Here is a 16082-nt window from a genome sequence, read left to right as displayed (position 1 = left end):
TTTAATTAACATTTTTTTACGAAAATTACCTTTTCCAAATTATCAAAAACGCATTTTATTATCTGATATTTTTACTATTTTTGAATTGCTATTAAAATTAATTATGGAAGTTTTAAAAAATAAAAAAACACTTCAGGATTTCATTGAGAGACAGAAAGAAATGGGAAAAAAAATAGGCTTTGCACCTACTATGGGAGCTTTGCATAATGGACACCTATCCTTATATGAAGAAGCCAGAAAAGAAAATGACCTTGTTATTTCTTCAATTTTCGTTAATCCAACGCAATTTAACAATCCTGATGATCTGTCAAAATACCCACGTGATATTAATAGAGATCTTCTTATTTTAGAAAATTCCGGATTAGTAGACGCTGTATACATTCCTGAGGTTGCAGACATTTATCCTGAAAAAGCTGAAAGTCAGCATTATGATTTTGACGGTCTTGAAAATGAGATGGAAGGCAAATCCAGACCAGGACATTTTGATGGAGTGGGCACCGTTGTAGAAGAGCTCTTCAGACAGGTAAAGCCTGACAATGCTTATTTTGGAGAAAAGGATTTCCAGCAATTAGCCATCATCAAAAAAATGGTAGAAAAGAAACAGCTCCCGATAAAAATTACAGGAGTACCTATTTATAGAGCTGAAAATGGTTTAGCATTAAGCTCAAGAAACCAAAGACTGCATGAAGACCGGAAAGAAGCATCAAAGGTAATCTATGAAACGCTGAAAAAAGTTAACGACTGGTTTAGGGTTATAACAGTTCCTGAGATCAAAGAAAGAGTCATTGATATTTTCGACCAACAACATGGGATGAAGTTAGAATATTTTATGATTGCAGATGAAAACTCATTAAAAGAAACAGATTTCTTTTATAAGGATAAATCTTACAGAGCTTTTATCGTTGTGGTTGTAGATGATGTACGATTGATTGACAATATGCACTTAGATTAAGAACAGACATAAAAATCAAAGGCTTCCGGAAGGAAGCCTTTGAACACCAAATCACAAAATATTAATATGAAAAAAATTTACTTTTCAGTAAACTTGTGACCCGGCTGGGATTCGAACCCAGGACCCATACATTAAAAGTGTATTGCTCTACCAGCTGAGCTACCGAGTCGGTCATCAATTTCTAATTTACAAATTTTAAATCAATATACAATCTAAAATTTATTTTCTTTGCAGTGCCTGCGACTGGACTCGAACCAGCACATCCTTAGGAAACCACCCCCTCAAGATGGCGTGTCTACCAATTTCACCACGCAGGCAAAAAAATTACAGAATCTAGTAATATTTTTTGCTAGTGACCCGGCTGGGATTCGAACCCAGGACCCATACATTAAAAGTGTATTGCTCTACCAGCTGAGCTACCGAGTCGGCCACTTATTTCAAACAATTTTCATTTAAGTAATGTCCCTTGTTTTAAGTGGTGCAAAGATATAACTTTTTTTAATTTCTCAAAACTTTTTCGCAAATTTGTTTAAAAATATTTCATGATAATTTCACTAGTCGGATACATGGGTTGTGGCAAATCACACATTTCCAAAATTTTAAGCGAAAAAATAAATTTTAAATTAATTGACCTAGATAAAGAGATTTCCAGGCGAAATAAATTAACCATTCCGGAAATCTTCGAAAAAAAGGGCGAAATCTACTTTAGAAAGCTAGAAAGAGAAACTTTAGAAGAAATACTTGCGACCGAGGAAAATCTTATTTTAAGTCTTGGTGGAGGAACTCCTGTTTATTATAACAATATGGAGATTATTAATAATAATTCAAAAAGCATATTTCTCCGTGCTTCTATTGGTACATTAACAGAAAGGCTTTCAAAACAAAAAGAAAAAAGACCGTTGATAGCCAATATTTCTGATGAAAACCTTCCTGAGTTTATAGCAAAGCATTTGTTTGAACGAAATGAATTCTATAACAAAGCTTTAATCAGTGTCAATACCGACTCAAGAGAGCCGCAGGATATTGTTGATGAAATCGTTGAGAAACTCTACTTATGATTTCTCGTCTCCTTCATCTTCCTCATTACTGTTTTCACCGAAAAAGTCGTCCCAATCCGTAAAATCTGAAGCAACATCATTTTCAACATATCCATCCATGTCTCTTCTATCTTTTTTAGTGGGTCTTCCCTCCCCTCTATTTCTGTAATAGTCCTGAGTCATTTTACGTAATCTGAGCAATTCATATTGTTCTTTATCCGTAACGTCTTTGATATGGAGGGGCACTAATTTGGCACCCATCCTGCTTTTTGGAATCTGAATTACTTTGATTTTGTAGTCTACCTGATTTTTACGGATTTTTATTACATCTCCCTCTTTTACCTCTTTAGATGACTTTACAACAGAGTCTCCAATAGAAACTCTATTTTTTTTAACCTCCTCAGTTGCAATAGTTCTCGTTTTATAAAAACGAATGCTCCATAAAAATTTATCTATTCTCATAATTTTTTATACTTTTGCCGTTATATTATTTGTAAAGTAATTAAAGTTTTTGAAATGAAAAAAATATTTTTATATATCCTTGCAGGATCTTTATGTTTTTCTGCTTGTAAAAAAGATGACGATCCACAAACATTTGTAGAGCCAGATGATGTAGCAGTACGAAATACCTATGATGATCAGGCAATCCAAAAGTTCTTAAATGATAATTATCTGGATACTCAAGGAAATATAAAAGCATTCAGCGCGACAGATACCATTGATGATCATGAGAAAAAATTAGCAGAGCTAAATCCTATAAAACTTCCTTCAGGGGTTGTTTATATTGTAAGGAATGGTGCACAGCCTTCTCCGGCAAAAACCATAGGGGGAACAGATGTTCTTAAAATGATGGTTAGAGCGGGTAATTATCTTGCCACTAACATAGATGGCACTGTTTCTCTTACCATTTCTCCTGTAGCTCCATATCTTGTTAATACGATCAATGGAGGAGGATCTCCAATTTCTGATCCTATGTGGTATTATGTAAAGAATTCAGTTTTGAATGACCCTAATGTTACCGGAGCAGCAAAAGAAAGAAAATATTATGAAATTGAAGGGCTTCAGGAAGGATTAAAGTATTTCAAAAGCTATGACGACAGACCTGATGGTGCAGCCTATAATTTACAGGGTGTGATCATCGTACCTTCAAGAGCTGCTTTTGCAAGAGATGCACACTATAACTACATAGGATATTCTCTTCAAAACAGAACATTCGTTTTTAACTTTCAAGTTTATGATACGAAAACCAGACCTACCAGTCAGGAATAACAATAAACAAAAAAGCGCTTCATCAATTGAAGCGCTTTTTTTATATTCTGGTTTTCTGCCTTACATTTCCTAAGACATCCGGAAAATACAGATCCGCAAGATGATCAAATTCATCTCCTCTCATAAACATAGAAGCATCTACTTCTTCATAAGAACTTCTCCCGGCCGCAGCAATCAACTCATTACAGGTATGAAGGGTATTTTTATGAAAATGATACACTCTTTCACTTTTATCGGTAACATCCAGCCCTTTAATCAACATTTTGTCCTGTGTAGCAACACCTGTAGGACAATTGTTTGTGTTACATCTGAGCGCCTGAATACATCCCAAAGAAAACATAAATCCTCTGGCATTATTACACATATCCGCCCCCATAGATATAGCCCTCAAAATATCAAGACTCGTTAGTACTTTACCACTGGCAATAACTCTTAATTTATTTCTTACATTATAGTTATTAAGTGTTTTGTTTACAAAGATAAGAGCAGGTTCTAATGGCATTCCTACTCCATCAGAAAACTCTGGAGGTGCTGCTCCTGTTCCTCCTTCTGCACCGTCTATCGTAATAAAATCAGGATAAATTTTCAGCACATTCATCTGAACACAGATATCTTCAAATTCCTTTGTATCCCCTATACAGAGTTTAAAACCTACCGGTTTTCCCCCCGAAAGCTCTCTAAGTTGTTCCACAAACCTCAACAGTCCTGCAGCATTAGAAAAAGACGAATGAGATGGTGGTGAAATAATAGTCATCCCTGGTGTTACATGACGAATTTTTGCAATTTCAGGTGTATTTTTTACCCCTGGTAAAACCCCTCCATGTCCTGGTTTTGCACCCTGAGACAATTTGATTTCAATCATTTTCACATTGGGAAGCGTTGAATATTTTACAAATAAATCCGGATTAAATTTTCCTTCTTCATCTCTACATCCAAAATACCCCGTTCCAATTTGCCAACATAGATCACCACCCTCTAAATGATGGGGAGAAATTCCTCCTTCACCAGTGTTATGGTAAAAATTCCCCTTTTTCGCACCCCTGTTCAAAGAAATCTGCGCTCTATCGCTCAACGCCCCAAAGCTCATTGCTGAAATATTAAATAAAGAAGCATGATAAGGCTGCGTACATTGTTCTCCTCCTACCCATACTCTCGGCAATTCTTCTGAGGGCGATTTAGCATAAATGGAATGTTTAATTCCCTCATATTTTCTTTGATTAACCTCCAGCTGTGTTCCGAACGGAACAGTATCACTAAGGTTTTTTGCACGCCGGTAAACAGCAGATCGCTGATTTCTTGGAAAAGGCTTCCCATCTGTTTCCCGCTCAATAAAATACTGCTGCATTTCAGGAGAGATATCTTCAAAGAAATATCTAAAATAACCTAACACGGGAAAGTTCCTTAAAATGGCATGCTTGGACTGTGTAACATTATAAACTCCAATAGCATAAATAATAGTAAATAAAATAGGAATCCACCAATCTGCCATTATCAAAAAAGCAACTGCCCAGGAAACAATTAAAATAATTGCTCCCCACAACAAAAATTTATCTCTCATATCGTTTTTGAATTTTATCAAAGTTAAAAAAATACAAAATACTTTCCCTCATCTAATCCATTAAAAACAATTGAATTTTACAGTCATTTTGCTTTTCTTGGTCTTCGATCGAACAACAGAAAATCTGTATCTTTAAAACAAAACAAGGAAAATCATGCCACTACGGGCGACTAAGGAGAATTATCTAAAAATAAACAGTCTATAGAATTATAAAGTAAACGATTGTAGTTTTTCGATAAGTAATTTCAATCAAAATCAAATTGATTATCAAACGAGTAGGACACATCTTTCAAAATTTCAAATAATTTCAAAAAGATAAAGACATCAAAAAAATATGATGAAGTATTGGATTAAAAAAAATATTAGTACGATGATGAAACCTCATCAAAAATGATTCTTCAGCAATAGAAGGTAAAAAAGATTCACCTCCATTTCATAATGTTGCTCAAAGATAAATGTTCGAAAAAGTCTGAATTAAATCTTTTCCAGAAAACTTTCGAAAGAATTCAATACTGAAACGATACCATCCGTTTCAATTTTTTCAAGCTTTAAAAACTCGATTTGGTTTACAGATTTCTGGTCAAAATCTTTTTGAACTCTTACATAATTTTCTGTGAAGCCGTACATCTTTCCTTCTTTATTTTCATGCTCCCAAAGAACGGGAAGTGTTTTCCCAAGCTGAGTTTGATAAAATGACATCTTTTTCTTTTCAGAAAGAATACGAAGCATTTTATTTCGTTTTTTTCTTTCAGGAATCGGAACCACACCTTCCATTTCTGCCGCTTCCGTATTTTCTCTTTCAGAATATGTGAAAACATGCAGATAACTGATAGGAAGTGCATTCAGGAAATTATATGTTTCCATAAATCTCTCTTCAGTTTCTCCCGGGAATCCTACAATCACATCCACACCAATCGCTGCATGAGGCATAACCTCACGAATTTTATTAACTCTGTCGTTGTATAGTTTCGTTAAGTAGCGGCGTTTCATTTTTTTCAATAAATCGTCGCATCCGGATTGTAAAGGAATATGAAAATGAGGAACAAAGCTCCTGCTTTTAGATACCAATTCAATACTTTCGTCCTTAAGAAGATTAGGTTCAATAGACGAGATGCGTATTCTTTCAATACCTTCTACCTGGTCGAGCTCTGAGATCAAATCAAGAAAGGTATGTTCATGCCTTTTATTACCGAATTCACCTTTTCCATAATCACCAATATTGACCCCTGTAAGCACAATTTCTTTAATATCTCTTGCTGCAATTTCCTTAGCATTTGTTAAAACATTTTCAATGGTGTCCGATCTGGAAATTCCACGTGCTAAAGGAATTGTACAATAAGTACATTTGTAATCACATCCATCCTGAACCTTTAAAAAAGCTCTGGTTCTGTCTCCAATAGAATAGCTTCCGATAAAAAAGTCAGTTTCTTCAATCTCACAAGAATGGACAATACCCTCACCTCCGGACTTTTCTACATCATCCAGATAGCTTAAAATATTGAACTTTTCTTTAGCTCCTAAAACTAAATCAACTCCATTTATTTGTGAAATCTCTTCAGGTTTTAACTGTGCATAACAGCCAACAATTACTACCAGTCCTTCCGGATTAGCTTTCATTGCCCTTTTTACGTGAAGTTTACATTCACGATCAGCATTTTCAGTCACTGAACAGGTATTGATCACATATACATCAGCCTTATCATCAAAACCTACCTTATCATAACCTGCACCTGTTAATTGACGGGCAATAGTAGAAGTTTCCGCAAAATTTAATTTGCAGCCAAGGGTATGAAAAGCAGCGGTTTTATGAAAATTTGACATTGTATTAGTCCTGAATTTTATGAGTGCAAAGATAGTAATTTAAATAAAGACTCTAAATTGATTCCTTCTATTGTTTGTAATCGTCCCTAACTTCAGGATTATTTTCAAAACAAACCGGTGAAGAATTGGCGTTAAGTTCATCCCCTTCGAATTTTTTTTTCATTTCTGCATTAAATTCCTGAGATTTATTTCTTGGTATTGAAAGTGTTTCCCAATCGGCATTTGTGATCATTTTCGCAATGTAAACAATCTGTCCAATATGATATGGATAATGAGCCAATTGACGGAAAACAGCATCTATTACCGGATGTCCCTCTCCCCGAATATAGATCGTAGTATATAAATTTTCATCATTAATAAGATCTAAAGCATCAAAAAGACACTTCCAGCCTTTCTCCCAGAAATCAATAACCTCTTGCTTTGTTTTAAAAGTATTAATAAACTCTTCATCGCGGTTTCGGTTCTGTTTTTCCCCATCCTCCGTTAAAAAGTGAGTCCATCTTGAAAGCATATTCCCTGCAATGTGCTTTACGATCACTGCAATTGAATTACTTTCTTCATTAAACTGCCAGAACATTTGTTCCTCAGAAAGCTGTTCAAAAGATTTATCCCCCAGGGATTTATAATAATGAAATCGTTTAATAAATAATTCTTTCATGAACTAAATTTAAGAAAAAAAACCATCTTTACATAAAGATGGTTTCTTGTTTCTATTCATTACTCTCTGTTTTTCACCATAATCCAGCTAGAGAATTTGATTGGCGTATTTTTCTTATCATTTTCATTCCAGGTCACAGAGTACCAATAGGTTCCTGTCGGCACTTTCTTACTTCCATTGGTGGTACCATCCCATTTATAACCATTTGTCTTATCCGCCTGATGGACTTTATTTCCGTATCTGTCAAAAATGTTTAATATTAAATTTTGCTTATGGGCTAATGCAGAATAATCGATCATGTCATTAATTCCATCACTATTCGGAGTGATTACATTAATTAAATTAGGAACGGTTACTGTAATATCAATAGGATCACAATCATAAACGTCTTTTACATAAATATGGCTATCCCCTCTTGGAATATTATTAAAAACATTGGAATCCTGCCAGTTTATATTGTCTAATGAGTATTTGTAAGGTGGTGTTCCACCATTAACGGTAACGGTTATAGTATTCGTAGAAATATCTATACTATTGATAACGGGCTGTTCAGTTGGATACACTTTTACCTCCTGTGTTGTAATACAGTCTCCGGTTTTTAATTTCACCCAATAAGTTCCTACCGTCACACCCGTAATTGCCTGAGTGGTAGCTCCTGTACTCCAAAGGTAGGAAGCAAAGCCCGGCCCGGCATCGAGAGTCGTAGTATCTTCCATACAGATCGTCTTATCAACAAGAACTGTAGATTTTACCGGAGACAATACAATTAAGGTAACTTTTGCTACAGCGAAACAATTGTTTGAATTGGATACTCTTATATAAATTACCCCATTCGGAGCAATATAAGCAGTGGGCGTTGTAATTTCATTTGTTCCATTGATTGCATCTGTAAGAGAAGGATAGTATTTTTTAGTCACAGGTGCCTGTGTCGTTACAGAAGCCGCAGTCAGGTTAAAGGACGCTGTTGAAGGATTGCCTTCAATGAAACAAGATCTCAAAGTAGCCTCATTGACTATAACTACAGGATAAAACTTAAGATAGATCTGTCCGGTCCCAATACATCCCAGTTGAGAAATTATCTTCACATATACTGTCCCCTCTGCAGATATATATGCCGTTGGGGTTAAAATTTCATTGGTCCCTGCATTAAGATCATTCATTGTTGGATAATATTTCTTAATTGCAGTAGGATCACTAAAGACAGCTGCTGTTGTGAGATCGAATGTTGCTGTACCGGCATTATTGTTGTTACAGGCAAATAAAGAAACATTATTACCCGTTATATTTCCTTGTTTAAATTTGAACGTACCCACCTGTCTGCAGGAATTGATCGGGTTACTAGGATTTGCAGGATCCTGATAATGTATGCTATAATAGTAGATACTCGTTGTATTAACGGTAATCGGTGTTAAAATAGGGTTGGCACCGGAAAGAGCTTCATTTTGTGACGTATGATAGCTTATCAGGAAATTTGGATTTGCATTTAAAATACCTGCTGTTAAAGTACTGAAATCAAAAATAGCAGGATCAGTACATATAATCACCTCTCTTGGATCAGCAGGATTTGCAGCAGGAATCCCGGGAGGAATAAATGGATGAGGCTGTATTGCCGGATCTGTAAATGGAGATGCTAATGCAGCCGTCCCACCCCAGGTTAAGGAAAATGGTGCCATTGTAGTACTCGCTGGTCCCACCCAATTGTCTATATATAAATAATAGCTTTGACCCGGTAAAACATCTAGATATTTGCAATAAGGAGTAAGCGAACCTCCCGGAGCATCTAAAATAGTACTTGTCATATTCAATCCTGTAGATGGCCCTGGCCCAATTACAGTTGCAGCATTGCAACGTATTGGAGCTCCGAGACTTCCGCAGGCAACATTAGGCCCGTAAATTGCCCAGTCATAATCTGCATCAGGGTCATTCGGAATCAGGTCGAAAGTAAGCGTTCCCCCTGTGGCAATCGTAATTTTATACCATATTGAATTGTGCTCACCTGTGATTAAACACCCTCCTAAACTTTCGTTAACGGCTCCAATTCCCAAAGGAGAATAGGTAATGCTCGAATTTCCGCAAACGGATAATGCCGATGAACAATCTGCCTGAGAAAATACAATTTGTGATAAAAACAAAAAAGCAATAAGTAGATTTTTCCTCATAAAATACATGTTTTTATTAAAAATTAATCAATAATTAAATCAATACACAACACATATATCAAATATACTTATTATTTCATTAAAAATAATAAAAACAGAAAAATCATAAATTATTTAATGTAAATAGAAGAAACTAATAAACGTAAAAGCTTTAAACAAAGAAATTATTTTATACTCGTCATGTTTCCACACAGATTTTCAAGATGGAAAATTTTATGAAAAGGGCTCTTCACTTCATTTAAATGTTCTTTATCTTGAATGAAGGTGTAACGGGATGCTATAGAATTCATATCTGATACAATAACGAGCCAGCATTCATCTACAGACGTATCATAATAGGGGAATTTTTCATTTTTCTTTTCAATCAGCTCCAGTATTTTATCAGAACATAATTCATCGAATAAGTTCATACTGTACTCATGGGTAATAAAAACATTCCTTCGATGGAATGATTTTCTCAGACCTTTCACACAACCTACCGGCTTATTCTTTTTTATGCTTTTATAGATCGCAAGAATATTTTCCTGTTGTTCTTCTAAAACATCAAACTTAAAATCTGAGTGGAATTCTAAAAAATAAACACCACGATATTTCGTAGTGTCCTCCTGTTCCAATAATATTTCAGCCTGACGGAAAATCTTATTTAAATTACTTTCAATTTTCTTCATTTCCAGATGATTGATTACCTCCGTAAGTTCAATCCCAATCTTTTTGTCGTTTAAATTTGCAATAAAGTCAGGACTTTCGCAGGTAAGGTTTTCAAATTTTACATCGGGGAAATGATGCATAAAGGAATTCAGCAGTAAAATTTCTGATTTTTTCTTATATTTTTCCCTGTCGTGAAGCTGGGATTCATCTATTTTACGATGATACTTTTCTATCGGCTTTTTTTTCAAATGTCGATTCAGGTAATATAAGCTTAGATTCTTGATTAAATCTTCATCCGAAAACACCTTTTTCATGTCTGCCTTTTTATTACGGTTAATAAAATATGGAACCTAAAGTTTCATCTGAGAAGTTTTTGATTATCAAAAAATTACACTTAAAGGTAAGTAAAAAAACTATTCAACAGATACTTTTAAAAATAATTTGTCAAATAATTAATGTATAGTTTACTTTCATAATCAATACCTTTGAACTTTTAATACAAAATTGTGATACATGGATTTTAAAAACTTTAAAATACCTTTCAACATCAATCCTCAATATTCTAAAAAAGTTGCTTATTTTTCAATGGAATTTGCTCTTGAGCAGGTTTTAAAAATATACTCCGGCGGACTTGGTTTCCTGGCAGGTTCACATATGAGAAGCGCTTACAATTTAAAACAGGATTTTATCGGAATAGGAATACTGTGGAAATTCGGATATTATGACCAGGCAAGAAATCACGACCAGACTTTACAGCCAGTCTGGACAAAAAAAATGTACAGTTTCCTTGAAGATACAGGAATAAAATTTCAGATTGAAATTCACAGTGCCCCGGTCTGGGTAAAAGTTTGGTATCTGGATCCCGAAATTTTCAATACAGCACCTATGTTCTTCCTTTCTACAGATGTTCCTGAAAATGATCATGTTTCAAAAACCATTTGCCATAAATTATATGATGCCAATGAATCGACCAAGCTGGCCCAATATATCCTGTTAGGAAAAGGAGGTGCTCAATTACTTGATGAAATGAATCTCGAAAGGGATATCTACCACCTTAACGAAGCACACGCGCTTCCCGCAGCCTTTCATTTACTGAAAAAATACAATGGAGATTTAAATAAAGTAAAAGAAAAATTAGTCTTTACAACACATACTCCCGAAGAAGCAGGAAATGAAAAGCATAATTTAAAACTATGCTATGATATGTCTTATTTTTCAGGTTTTAGCATGGAAGAAGCAAAAAACATTGAGGGCTCGGACGATGACCGCTTCAACCACTCTCTTTGTGCCCTGAAGATGGCCATGGTTGCCAATGGAGTTTCCCAGCTGCATGGTGTTGTTTCAAGAGCAATGTGGAATAAATATCCCGGGATTTGTGAAATAAAATCAATTACCAATGCTCAGGAGTTTAAATACTGGGCAGATAAACGTCTCTATAATTCTAAAGATGAAAATGATGATGATGCATTTGATTACAGAAAAAAATATTTAAAAAAGAGGCTTTTTAAGATCGTTGCTGATCAAACCGGGAATCTATTCAATCCAAATATTTTCACCATTGTATGGGCGAGAAGATTTGCTGGCTACAAAAGAGCTGATTTACTTTTACACGACAAAGACAGATTTTATAAGTTATTAAATAATCCTAAATATCCGGTTCAGATTATTTGGGCTGGAAAACCTTATCCAATGGATTATTCCGCCATTTCAACTTTCAACACTTTAGTAGAAGAAAGTAAAAACCATAAAAACATGGCTGTATTAACGGGTTATGAACTTGCTTTAAGCAAATCATTAAAACAGGGTTCTGATCTTTGGCTCAATAATCCAAGAGTTCCAAGAGAAGCATCAGGAACTTCAGGAATGACTGCAGCAATGAATGGTTCTGTAAACCTATCAACTGATGATGGTTGGATTCCGGAATTCGCCAGACACACCATAAATTCTTTTGTTGTTCCGAAGATTGACTATATGAATATGAGCATTTACGAGCAGGATAATTATGATTTGAATAAATTATATGAAATTCTAGAAAATGAAATCCTGCCAACTTATTATGACAATCCGAGCGGCTGGAGAAAAATTCAATACCATTCTATGGATGATGTCAAAAGCCAGTTCAATAGTGACCGTATGGCAGATGAATATTATCATGTAATTTATAATTATAGGGGATAATTCAAATTAAAGATGTGATAATTCTTAAATAAATAAAAAAACGTAGATTCTGTCTACGTTTTTTTATTTTGGATCAATCTTTTTTCTTTTTAGGTACTTTTAAGCCTTTTTCTCTTGCTTCAGAAATCCCTATAGCAACAGCCTGTTTCTTGCTCGTCACTTTTTTTCCAGAAGAGGACTTCAATGTACCCTCCTTGAATTCGTGCATTACTTTTCCTACTTTGTCCTGAGCTTTATCAGAATATTTTGTCTTGCTCATGATATCATTTTTTAAGATTTTGGCAGGGATACCCCTATTTCATAAACTTCAGCGTGCTTCAAATATTTTGAACGCTCTCTTGAAGTAACCGATTCTAAGCGATCATTTTTAATCACAATAATCGGGTCTTCTGTATTTTCGATTTCAAAATTGGCGAAATATCTTTCTTCCGGGCTGGTGGTATCATTTTTAGCTTTTATCTTTTGTAACTCATCTGCATATTTTTTAAAACCCGGATCCGAGGAGTGGATAAATCTATATTCATCCCCCGCATATACATAATAATGGAGCTTTTTTTCAATAAGACCTGCTTCATCGGAAATTTGGGGATTATCATTTCCATCTTTAAAACTTACTTCAACTAAAGTTCCCCCTTTTTTCTGCGCACATGCTTCAGCATCTTTAAAGCTCGAAAACCCCGTATATACAATTTGATCACTCAAAACGTAACGGTTTAATTTCTGATTGAATGCATTCGTTTCCATAATTATTATTTTAGCTTGATTTATAATAATACATTCAATTTTTTTGCCAAAGCCTTACATTAAAAAGCTTTTTTGTGCATTTGATAAAATTATTATCTTTGAATCTCTTTAAAATTAGAAATGAAAAAAATACTCTTAAGTCTTGCTGTTCTTACAGCACTTCAACATGTATCGGCACAGGAAATCACTTTAGATAAAATATATTCCGGATATTACCGTGGGAAAAACATTGCGGGAATTACTTCTATGAAAAACGGAGAAAACTATCTGGTTATTGAACAGGGAGGTATTGCTAAATATGCTTATAAAAATTCTCAGAAAGAAGGAAATATTGTAGACGGACAATTTGAAAGTTATGAATTTTCAGATGATGAATCTAAGATCCTTTTACTAAAAGAGAGTCAACCTATCTACAGACATTCTTTTCTTGGGAAGTTTGAAGTAAAAGACCTTAAGTCAGGAAAGGTCATTTCTATTAACGATGGAAAAACAGTTCAGGAGCCAAGGTTCTCACCTGATGCTTCAAAATTGGCATTCATTGTTGATAACAATCTGTTTTTCCAAGATCTGAATTCAGGAAAGATCACTCAGATTACAACTGACGGAAAGAAAAACTCGATTCTTAATGGATTGGCAGATTGGGTATATGAGGAAGAATTTGGCCACGCAAGACAGTTTGAATGGACTAAAAATTCAGATGCTATCGTTTTTGTAAAATCAGATGAAAGCCAGGTTCCTGAAATATACATTCCTATTTACGGAAAATCGTTGTACCCTACGGAAATGCGTTATAAGTATCCTAAAGCAGGAGAAAAAAATTCTGTTGTATCCGCACAGCTATATCGTCTTGATTCCGGGAAAACAATTCCTTTAAACCTAGGCTCATTTAAAAATTATTACATCCCGAATGTTTTCCAGACTGCAAAAGCTGACGAAATTGTATTAATTACTTCCGAAAGAATTCAGAATGCTTCGGATGTCCTTAAAGTAAATACAAAAACAGGAGCTGTTCAGAAATTATTTACAGAAACCGACGAAAAATGGATCGATACTGACAGTCCAACACTTGAATTCCTTGAGGATGATTCTTTCCTTTGGGGGTCAGAAAGAGACGGACATCGTCATTTGTATTGGTACGATCAGGATGGTAAGCTAAAAAAACAAGTAACAAAAGGAAATTGGGAGGTAACAGACTATTATGGTTACAATCCAAAATCTAAAGAAATATTTATTCAGACTACTGAGAAAGGAAGCATTAATAAGGTCGTTTCAAAAGTGAATATTGAAAATGGAAAATCACAATTGATTTCCAATGCCGAGGGAAATAACGCTGCAAATTTCAGTAAAAATTATAATTATTTTATTGAAACTTCTTCGACAGCCTCAAAACCATACACCTTTGTCTTAAAAGATGGAAATGGAAAGACAGTAAAAGAACTTCAGAACAATAATGACCAACTTCAGAAATTAAAGGCTGATAATTTCGTAGACAAAGAATTCATCACCATTCCAAATGCTGTAGGCGACCAAATGAATGCGTGGGTAATGAAACCTAAGAACTTTGATCCCAATAAAAAGTATCCCCTGTTTATGTATCAATATTCAGGACCGGGATCTCAACAGGTTGCCAATTCCTGGGATCAGGGAAATGCGATATGGTTTAATCATTTGGTTCAAAAGGGATATATCGTAGCTTGTGTAGACGGGCGTGGAACTGGTTATAAAGGAGCAAAATTCAAGAAAGTAACCTACATGAATTTAGGAAAATACGAAATTGAAGATCAGATCACCGCAGCAAAGTGGTTTGGAAACCAATCTTATATTGATAAAAGCAGAATCGGAATGTTCGGATGGAGCTTTGGTGGATATATGACAAGTTTAGCGATTACAAAAGGAGCTGATGTATTCAAAGTAGGAATTGCAGTTGCTCCCGTTACAAACTGGAGGTATTATGATTCAGTGTATACCGAAAGATTCCTAAGAACACCACAGGAAAATGCTGATGGATATGATAAAAATTCTCCTACAGAATACGCAAATCTATTGAAAGGAAAATTACTGTTAATCCACGGTACAGCTGATGACAATGTACATTTCCAGAACTCTATGGAATTCTCTGAAGCCTTAATTCAAAATAAAAAACAGTTTGATTTCATGGCATATCCGGATAAAAACCACGGAATATATGGCGGACAAACCAGACCTCAATTATATCAAAAAATGACAGATTTTATTTTGAATAATTTATAATGCTCTAATGAAAAAAATTATTCTATCATTATCCCTTATATTTTCATTTTCTGTAAAATCCCAAATTAAAGCTTTAACAGAAGATGGAAAAGAAGTTATTCTTTTTGATAATAAAACGTGGAAATTTGTAAATGACAGTGATGAAAAAACACTTGAAACGATTTCTACCAATGATCAACCCTTTGAAAGATCTAAAGATGCCAGCTTTTTAATTAAAAGCAGAAAATTAGATGCTGGGCTGTACTTTAATCCGAAAATATGGAAGATAACAAAAAGTCCATTTAACTCCCCTTCCATAGAATATGTTTTTACCAATAATGCAAGTCCAACTGTTTTTGGGGTATTTACAACTGAAAATGCTCCCATACAAACACTTAAGAACCTAAAAGAAATAATCATATCGGGGATTCAAAAAAATGCAGATTATTTTAGATTAAAAGAGTCCGAGTACAGAACTGTTAATAATATCAAAGTACTTTATCTGGCATACAGTGCTAATGCAAAGGGAATTGATTTTGAATACATTTCCAATCTGTACTTAACTCCGGAAGGATACTGCAGTATATCCTCATATACATATGGTAATAAATATGAGGAAAATAAGAAAGTAATGGCCGATTTTATTAACGGCTTAGTACCCTCTGAAAAAGGAAAAGAAGTTGTAGAAACGGCTCCGCCGCCGCCTATGTCTACAAAAAAATAAATAAAAAAGCTTTCAAATTTTATTTGAAAGCTTTTTTATTTATTTTATTAATCGTTTTCTCAAAGAGTATTTATTTTATCAATTAAAATTAAAAACTTATTTTTG

At 34.6% G+C, this 16082-nt stretch carries 14 protein-coding genes and 3 tRNA genes; 6 read left to right on the top strand and 11 right to left on the bottom strand.

Translation table 11 applies throughout. The features are described 5' to 3' along the window. Positions 1–103 precede the first annotated feature (103 nt). On the top strand, positions 104–952 hold the full coding sequence (panC, locus tag CEY12_RS18740; RefSeq protein WP_089029927.1) for a pantoate--beta-alanine ligase: 849 nt from the start codon (positions 104–106) through the stop codon (positions 950–952). Between the two features lie 96 nt (positions 953–1048). Here the strand turns inward: panC and CEY12_RS18735 are convergent. From CEY12_RS18735 to CEY12_RS18725, 3 genes are all read right to left on the bottom strand, one after another. Next, positions 1049–1121: transfer RNA gene (locus CEY12_RS18735), tRNA-Lys, on the bottom strand. Between the two features lie 65 nt (positions 1122–1186). Beyond that, a tRNA-Leu gene (locus CEY12_RS18730) sits at positions 1187–1269 on the bottom strand. A gap of 36 nt (positions 1270–1305) precedes the next feature. After that, positions 1306–1378, bottom strand: a tRNA-Lys gene (locus tag CEY12_RS18725). A gap of 116 nt (positions 1379–1494) precedes the next feature. Here CEY12_RS18725 and CEY12_RS18720 point away from each other — a divergent pair. Further along, positions 1495–2010, top strand: a complete 516-nt coding sequence (locus CEY12_RS18720; protein WP_089029120.1) for a shikimate kinase — start codon at positions 1495–1497, stop codon at positions 2008–2010. Here the strand turns inward: CEY12_RS18720 and CEY12_RS18715 are convergent. Beyond that, complete coding sequence (locus CEY12_RS18715) at positions 2005–2451, bottom strand: RNA-binding S4 domain-containing protein (protein ID WP_089029119.1); 447 nt, start codon at positions 2449–2451, stop codon at positions 2005–2007. The genes CEY12_RS18720 and CEY12_RS18715 overlap by 6 nt on opposite strands. Positions 2452–2505: 54 nt before the next feature. On the opposite strand from CEY12_RS18715, the gene CEY12_RS18710 reads away from it, so the two are divergent. Further along, positions 2506–3258 carry a hypothetical protein gene (locus CEY12_RS18710; protein WP_089029118.1) on the top strand — a complete coding sequence of 251 codons (753 nt, stop codon included), beginning with the start codon at positions 2506–2508 and terminating at the stop codon, positions 3256–3258. Positions 3259–3298: 40 nt separating this feature from the next. Here CEY12_RS18710 and CEY12_RS18705 read toward each other — a convergent pair whose 3' ends face one another. The 5 genes from CEY12_RS18705 to CEY12_RS18685 form a co-directional block, all read right to left on the bottom strand. Then, entirely contained in the window at positions 3299–4816 is a 1518-nt protein-coding gene (locus tag CEY12_RS18705; RefSeq protein WP_089029117.1) for an FMN-binding glutamate synthase family protein, read from the bottom strand. Between the two features lie 474 nt (positions 4817–5290). Continuing rightward, positions 5291–6637, bottom strand: coding sequence for a tRNA (N(6)-L-threonylcarbamoyladenosine(37)-C(2))-methylthiotransferase MtaB (mtaB, locus tag CEY12_RS18700; protein ID WP_089029116.1), 1347 nt, complete (start codon positions 6635–6637; stop codon positions 5291–5293). Positions 6638–6704: 67 nt separating this feature from the next. Next, on the bottom strand, positions 6705–7295 hold the full coding sequence (locus CEY12_RS18695; protein ID WP_089029115.1) for a DUF1572 family protein: 591 nt from the start codon (positions 7293–7295) through the stop codon (positions 6705–6707). Between the two features lie 59 nt (positions 7296–7354). After that, entirely contained in the window at positions 7355–9454 is a 2100-nt protein-coding gene (locus CEY12_RS18690; RefSeq protein ID WP_089029114.1) for a gliding motility-associated C-terminal domain-containing protein, read from the bottom strand. Positions 9455–9618: 164 nt separating this feature from the next. Beyond that, a complete protein-coding gene (locus tag CEY12_RS18685; RefSeq protein ID WP_089029113.1) occupies positions 9619–10416 on the bottom strand; it encodes a hypothetical protein in 798 nt (265 codons plus the stop codon). Between the two features lie 199 nt (positions 10417–10615). Here CEY12_RS18685 and glgP point away from each other — a divergent pair, with 199 nt between their 5' ends. Beyond that, entirely contained in the window at positions 10616–12280 is a 1665-nt protein-coding gene (gene glgP, locus CEY12_RS18680) for an alpha-glucan family phosphorylase (RefSeq protein ID WP_089029112.1), read from the top strand. A gap of 73 nt (positions 12281–12353) precedes the next feature. Here the strand turns inward: glgP and CEY12_RS18675 are convergent, their stop codons facing one another. Together CEY12_RS18675 and CEY12_RS18670 are read right to left on the bottom strand one after the other, a co-directional pair. Beyond that, positions 12354–12539: a DUF6496 domain-containing protein gene (locus CEY12_RS18675; protein ID WP_089029111.1), complete on the bottom strand. Its 186-nt coding sequence runs from the start codon at positions 12537–12539 to the stop codon at positions 12354–12356. 11 nt (positions 12540–12550) lie between these two features. After that, on the bottom strand, positions 12551–13024 hold the full coding sequence (locus CEY12_RS18670; protein ID WP_089029110.1) for a hypothetical protein: 474 nt from the start codon (positions 13022–13024) through the stop codon (positions 12551–12553). Between the two features lie 120 nt (positions 13025–13144). On the opposite strand from CEY12_RS18670, the gene CEY12_RS18665 reads away from it, so the two are divergent. Beyond that, on the top strand, positions 13145–15274 hold the full coding sequence (locus CEY12_RS18665) for a S9 family peptidase (protein WP_089029109.1): 2130 nt from the start codon (positions 13145–13147) through the stop codon (positions 15272–15274). Between the two features lie 7 nt (positions 15275–15281). Then, complete coding sequence (locus CEY12_RS18660) at positions 15282–15977, top strand: hypothetical protein (RefSeq protein ID WP_089029108.1); 696 nt, start codon at positions 15282–15284, stop codon at positions 15975–15977. Positions 15978–16082: the final 105 nt, after the last annotated feature.

Origin of the sequence: Chryseobacterium sp. T16E-39 (genome assembly GCF_002216065.1) — a bacterium.
GTDB lineage: Bacteria > Bacteroidota > Bacteroidia > Flavobacteriales > Weeksellaceae > Chryseobacterium.
Note: the sequence above shows the minus strand (reverse complement) of the source record. Positions and strands in the feature narration are given on the sequence as shown.